General features: G+C 46.6%; 6 protein-coding genes. All 6 read right to left on the reverse strand.

All coding sequences use genetic code 11. The annotated features are described in order from the left end of the window. Positions 1-207: 207 nt before the first annotated feature. The 6 genes from spoVG to yabG all read right to left on the reverse strand — a co-directional run bounded on the left by spoVG (position 208) and on the right by yabG (position 4,218). Positions 208-498, reverse strand: coding sequence for a septation regulator SpoVG (gene spoVG, locus SIN01_RS14025; protein ID WP_010025671.1), 291 nt, complete (start codon positions 496-498; stop codon positions 208-210). Positions 499-643: 145 nt separating this feature from the next. Continuing rightward, complete coding sequence (purR, locus tag SIN01_RS14030) at positions 644-1,510, reverse strand: pur operon repressor (protein ID WP_010025673.1); 867 nt, start codon at positions 1,508-1,510, stop codon at positions 644-646. Positions 1,511-1,564: 54 nt separating this feature from the next. After that, on the reverse strand, positions 1,565-2,431 hold the full coding sequence (gene ispE, locus SIN01_RS14035; RefSeq protein WP_010025674.1) for a 4-(cytidine 5'-diphospho)-2-C-methyl-D-erythritol kinase: 867 nt from the start codon (positions 2,429-2,431) through the stop codon (positions 1,565-1,567). A 104-nt stretch (positions 2,432-2,535) separates the two neighbouring features. Beyond that, complete coding sequence (locus SIN01_RS14040) at positions 2,536-2,727, reverse strand: small acid-soluble spore protein, minor alpha/beta-type SASP (RefSeq protein ID WP_010025675.1); 192 nt, start codon at positions 2,725-2,727, stop codon at positions 2,536-2,538. A 209-nt stretch (positions 2,728-2,936) separates the two neighbouring features. Continuing rightward, positions 2,937-3,191, reverse strand: coding sequence for a Veg family protein (locus SIN01_RS14045; RefSeq protein ID WP_010025676.1), 255 nt, complete (start codon positions 3,189-3,191; stop codon positions 2,937-2,939). 163 nt (positions 3,192-3,354) lie between these two features. Further along, on the reverse strand, positions 3,355-4,218 hold the full coding sequence (gene yabG / locus SIN01_RS14050; protein ID WP_010025677.1) for a sporulation peptidase YabG: 864 nt from the start codon (positions 4,216-4,218) through the stop codon (positions 3,355-3,357). Positions 4,219-4,650 lie beyond the last annotated feature (432 nt).

Consider the following 4,650-nt stretch of genomic DNA (forward strand, 5'->3'; position numbering starts at 1 on the left):
GCGAGCCTCCTCAGACAGGCAGGAATACACTGGTCTATTGGTTTGAAGACGGGGTAAAATCACATACGTTCTTTACCTGTAAGAAAAAAAGAACCGAATCGGCTCTCTTTTCTCAGATGTGTACGTGAAATTAAGTGAAATGATACAAAAAACAGATCAAAAGAATTTAAAAACTAAAAGCTACATGGGCGTGCTGCTCCTGAATTTTTATGAAGCTCCTGCTTGCTCAAAAGAAGGGTCCTCTTCGCACGCGTGTTCATATTCGTTCAAAATTGCGGACTGTATTTTCTCTCTAGTTCCGGATGTGATGGGGTGGCAGATATCCCTAAATTCCCCGTCCGGTGTCCGTTTGCTCGGCATCGCTACGAAGGTTCCGTTATTTCCATCGATCACGCGAATATCGTGAACAACAAATTCTTTGTCAAAAGTGATCGATGCAATCGCCCTCATTCGCCCGTCAGTATGCACAAGGCGCAATCTGACATCTGTTATTTCCATTAGTAAGACACCACCCTTTTCCCTAATGCGTAACTCATGGTCTTACTACTTGTTTCAACACAAAAGTGGGAAATCCTGCTAATAGGAAAAAGAAATATGAATATTTTCACTCAATTTTGACACGTAGAGAAAATAATAGCGATTCTTATGCCTGATCTTTTGTTTCTACTTTCGTTGGGTTCACGTGCTGCTTCGGCAGCCAATCGTATACGTTACCGTTTTCAATGATCGGCGTTTCCTGGCGATCAGGGATGGTTAACTTGAGCAGCGATACATAGCGGTCGACCAGTTTCGGTTGTTCTTCCTTCGTTTCAACCAGAACCGCCATGCCGGCAACTTCCGCACCGAATTCCTGAATCATACTTGTCATGCCCTTCATCGTTCCTCCTGCCTTCATAAAGTCATCGACAATGAGGACACGTGCATTCTCCTTCAGACTTCTTCGCGGCAGAACCATCGTTTGGATCCGTTTCGAGGATCCGGATATGTAGTTAATACTTACCGTGGAACCTTCCGTCACCTTGCTGCTGCGCCGCACGATCACTACAGGAATACTGCGCTGCGAAGCAACGGCATAGGCGAGCGGAATACCCTTGGTTTCCATCGTCATGACCGCGTCCAGTTTCTCATTAATAAAAACCGAAGCAATCAGACGTCCGATCGCATTGATATAGTCCGGCTTGCCAAGCAAATCAGTCATGTAAAGATAGCCGCCCGGGAGAAGTCGGTTCTTTTGCGTCATTTGCTGGCGCAGAGTGCTCAGCAAGCGTTCAACTTCCTCAAGGCCCATATACGGCATATAGCAGACGCCTCCGGCAGCCCCTGCCTGTGTTTGAAGACGACCAATTTCCTGAGACTCAAAATTTTCTTTAATAATCGTCAGATCTTCGCTGATCGAGGATTTGGCCGACTGATACCGTTCCGAAAAATAGGAAAGCGAGATCACTTGTTGAGGATGCCGCAACAAATACGCCGTCATATCAACAAGTCTGCTGCTCCGCTTAAGTTTCATCATGTTCCTCCAAAACCCGAATATTTTAAAGCAATTCTACACCATTATTCGTATCTAAACAAGAGGAAACGGTTTACATAGGCGAACAGCATAGACTTGCGAGCAATATCCTCTCATTCCGTTTATCAAACGCTGCATCCGGGACTCATGCTGCGTGAGTGCAAATACAGTTGGTCCGCTTCCGCTCATCAAAATGCCTTCAGCACCGATTTCTTTCATATGTGATTTGATCTTCGCAATGTCGGCAACCTTGCGCATCGTCACAGGTTCCAGACAATTGCCAAGCAATCGGCAAATCGATTCAAAATCGCCAGCATCAATCGCGTGCAGCATCGCATCTACATCCGGATGTTCAATTGGACGACTGTCTAGGTCTTTATAGATCTGGGCTGTCGAAACGGAGACCGTCGGCTTGACCAGCACTACCCAGCAAGGCGGCAAGGGTGGGAGCGCCTCCAATTGTTCGCCACGACCGGTTGCTAGAGCCGTTCCACCTTTGAGACAAAAGGCAACATCGGATCCGATTTGCTCCGCAACAGCCAGCATCTCTTGGTAGGACATGCCCAGCTTCCACAGCCGATTCAATGCGCGGATCGTTGCCGCAGCATCCGTACTGCCGCCTGCAAGTCCTGCAGCGACGGGGATATTCTTTGTAATGGTAATCTCGACGCCGCGGCGGATCCCGTACTTCGCTTTAATGTGGTGTGCCGCTTGATAAGCGAAGTTGCGCTCATCCTCAGGCACGTACGGTACCGATGCGCGTACTTCGATTTGATTCTCGGGCAAATCGCCGCATTCCACGCGATCGGCCAAGTCAATCGACGTCATGATCATTCTTACTTCATGGTATCCATCGCCACGCTTTCCGAGCACGTCCAAAGAAAGATTAATTTTCGCCGGCGCTTTTTCAAGTACTTTCAAACGGTTCCCCCACTTCCCCCATTAACTATTTACACTATAAAGGAAACGAACCAGAAGAAAAAGGGGTCCTATCCGTTTGACGGACAGAATCCCCTCTTTCACGCTCAATCATCGTGCTGATTTTTCGTTCCGTTCATTGTTGTTTCAGCTTTCTCGATGGCAAGGCGCACCATATTCCCCGCATCGCGGGCTTTGATGCCGCCCCATCCTTCAGATTTCACCGTATCATAAAACCCCAGCTCTTTGGCAAGTTCCTCTTTAAATGACTCAGACATAATGCCTCTTCGTCTGGACATGATCGGTACAACTCCTTTCAATGGTCGAGCAGAAATTAGGTTATACCGATTGACTTCCTTCTATTCGAAAATCGTGTTAAAATAAATTTTGGCAAAAGATTCAGGCAGCATAAACGCGCATCACAATTTTGTTGCCGATCATGAACAAAAAGGGTGCGCGTATCCGCTGTTATTTATAATGTTTGTCATCAAAATCAGACAGCCGGTCATCATTGACCGCTCGCCATCTCCTCCAAAAAGGTGAGTTCTACTGCGTCCGTCAATACGTCTGTGTAGCTGTAGGACACACGATCATACGCGCTTGATTCTTTATCCAGCCTGACTGTGAAAACAGACGGATAGGTTCCTTCCAAAACACCTATACGTTGAATGGTTTTGCGTCTTCCGCCGTTTGCTTTCAATGTCAAACGCTCGCCAACACGTTCATCAAGAGCGCCCTTGATATCATCAATGGTTTTTCCCATCTCGACAATCCACCTCGCTTAATTATAAGTATACCACAATGGACGTCAAAAAATCAAATAGAATTAACTATAGCAGGAAACCATTGTAGCTGTCAATATATTTGCGGCAAACTCCAATATATTTTTTTCTTCATCGTTCGACTTTTTGCTCGAAACCATGGCCTTATTCCGATGGAAATGGCAGTCCGGTACGCAGCATGCCACGGCTCTCCACCCCACCTAAGCCGCCTGCACCACTCAATGTGTTTTTCAGGACATCCCAGACGTTGACACGGTCCATAAATGATGTGAAACTGATTCGAGCCGCCAGATAGACCGGGTCAAGCGCGTGAATGTTGACGCGGTCGGGTGAGCTAGCAAAGTTCGACCCTGCCCGAATCAAATATTCGAAATGTGATTGACAGGCTCCGGAGAAAATAACCATTTGATCAAGGCTCGGCCAATGATAGCGGATCTCTTTGACCGTTCGAATAAAAAAACTGGAGTTGCGATACGCTTTAAGATCGCTTGTCGTTCCTTTGTTTTTCATAAATGCGTCATGACCCGTTAGTACGAGAATGTCGGGCCTGATTTGAGCCACCAGCCTTGGGGCTAGATCAGGCATTTCCGATTCAGGTATATATTTACCAATCACCGGTACATGCAGTTTTTTGTAAAAGGCGAGGCATTTTTTCAAATAGTAAGGATCACCGTCAATATGAAGCACGCGCCCCGGCATTTCAAAATATGAGGTTTGATCACGATAACCGTTGGTGACCGTGTAACGGTGTTTCATTTTCATTTGCTTGTAATCCTGCCTGAACAGCTTGTAGGATTCATCCTCCTTCGAGCTCGTCATTTTTTCATACTGTTCCCGTTCATCCTCGGTCACCGGTACTAAATCGTCCAGCGGCGCATCTGCATAGAGACGCACGTCATGGCCGTTCAGTTCGGCGCTTTTTGTCTCATCGTGAATCGCCACCACACGAAAAGGAAGGTCGCAATGGTACGAAGGCCGTGCCACAAGATCTCCAACTTGAACCGTCATGTTCTACTCCCTCTTTCCACGCGCATCCGGCACTGCATACTCCATCAGAGTCATCCTTTTCATGCTATGATCGATCGTCTATGAATATTCATGGACAAGGCTGCTGTAAGAAAGGTCAAGCGAAAAGAAAAGACTATCGATGCTCACAACATTGAGTAACATCCGCGCCTCATACGCGGTTAAGGCAATAAATTTCGATACGGTTCAGCGTCACGCATCTAAATGAGGGCTCCTTGGACCTTTTTGAGCTAAAAAACGATCTCCATCCCTCCCTTCTTTTTCATTAAGCATTCTAGCCCCCTAATTATGTAACGCGTAAACTAAGCGGAGATTTTTCGGTTATATGCAGAATGGAGCGCGTTTTGGGGGTAACAAGGGGAAATTTTCCGATTATGCAAAAGCAAAATCCTCTATTTTCTCGTTTTTCACGTT

The sequence above is a fragment of the Sporolactobacillus inulinus genome (assembly GCF_006539285.1).
Classification (GTDB): Bacteria; Bacillota; Bacilli; order Bacillales; family Sporolactobacillaceae; genus Sporolactobacillus; species Sporolactobacillus inulinus.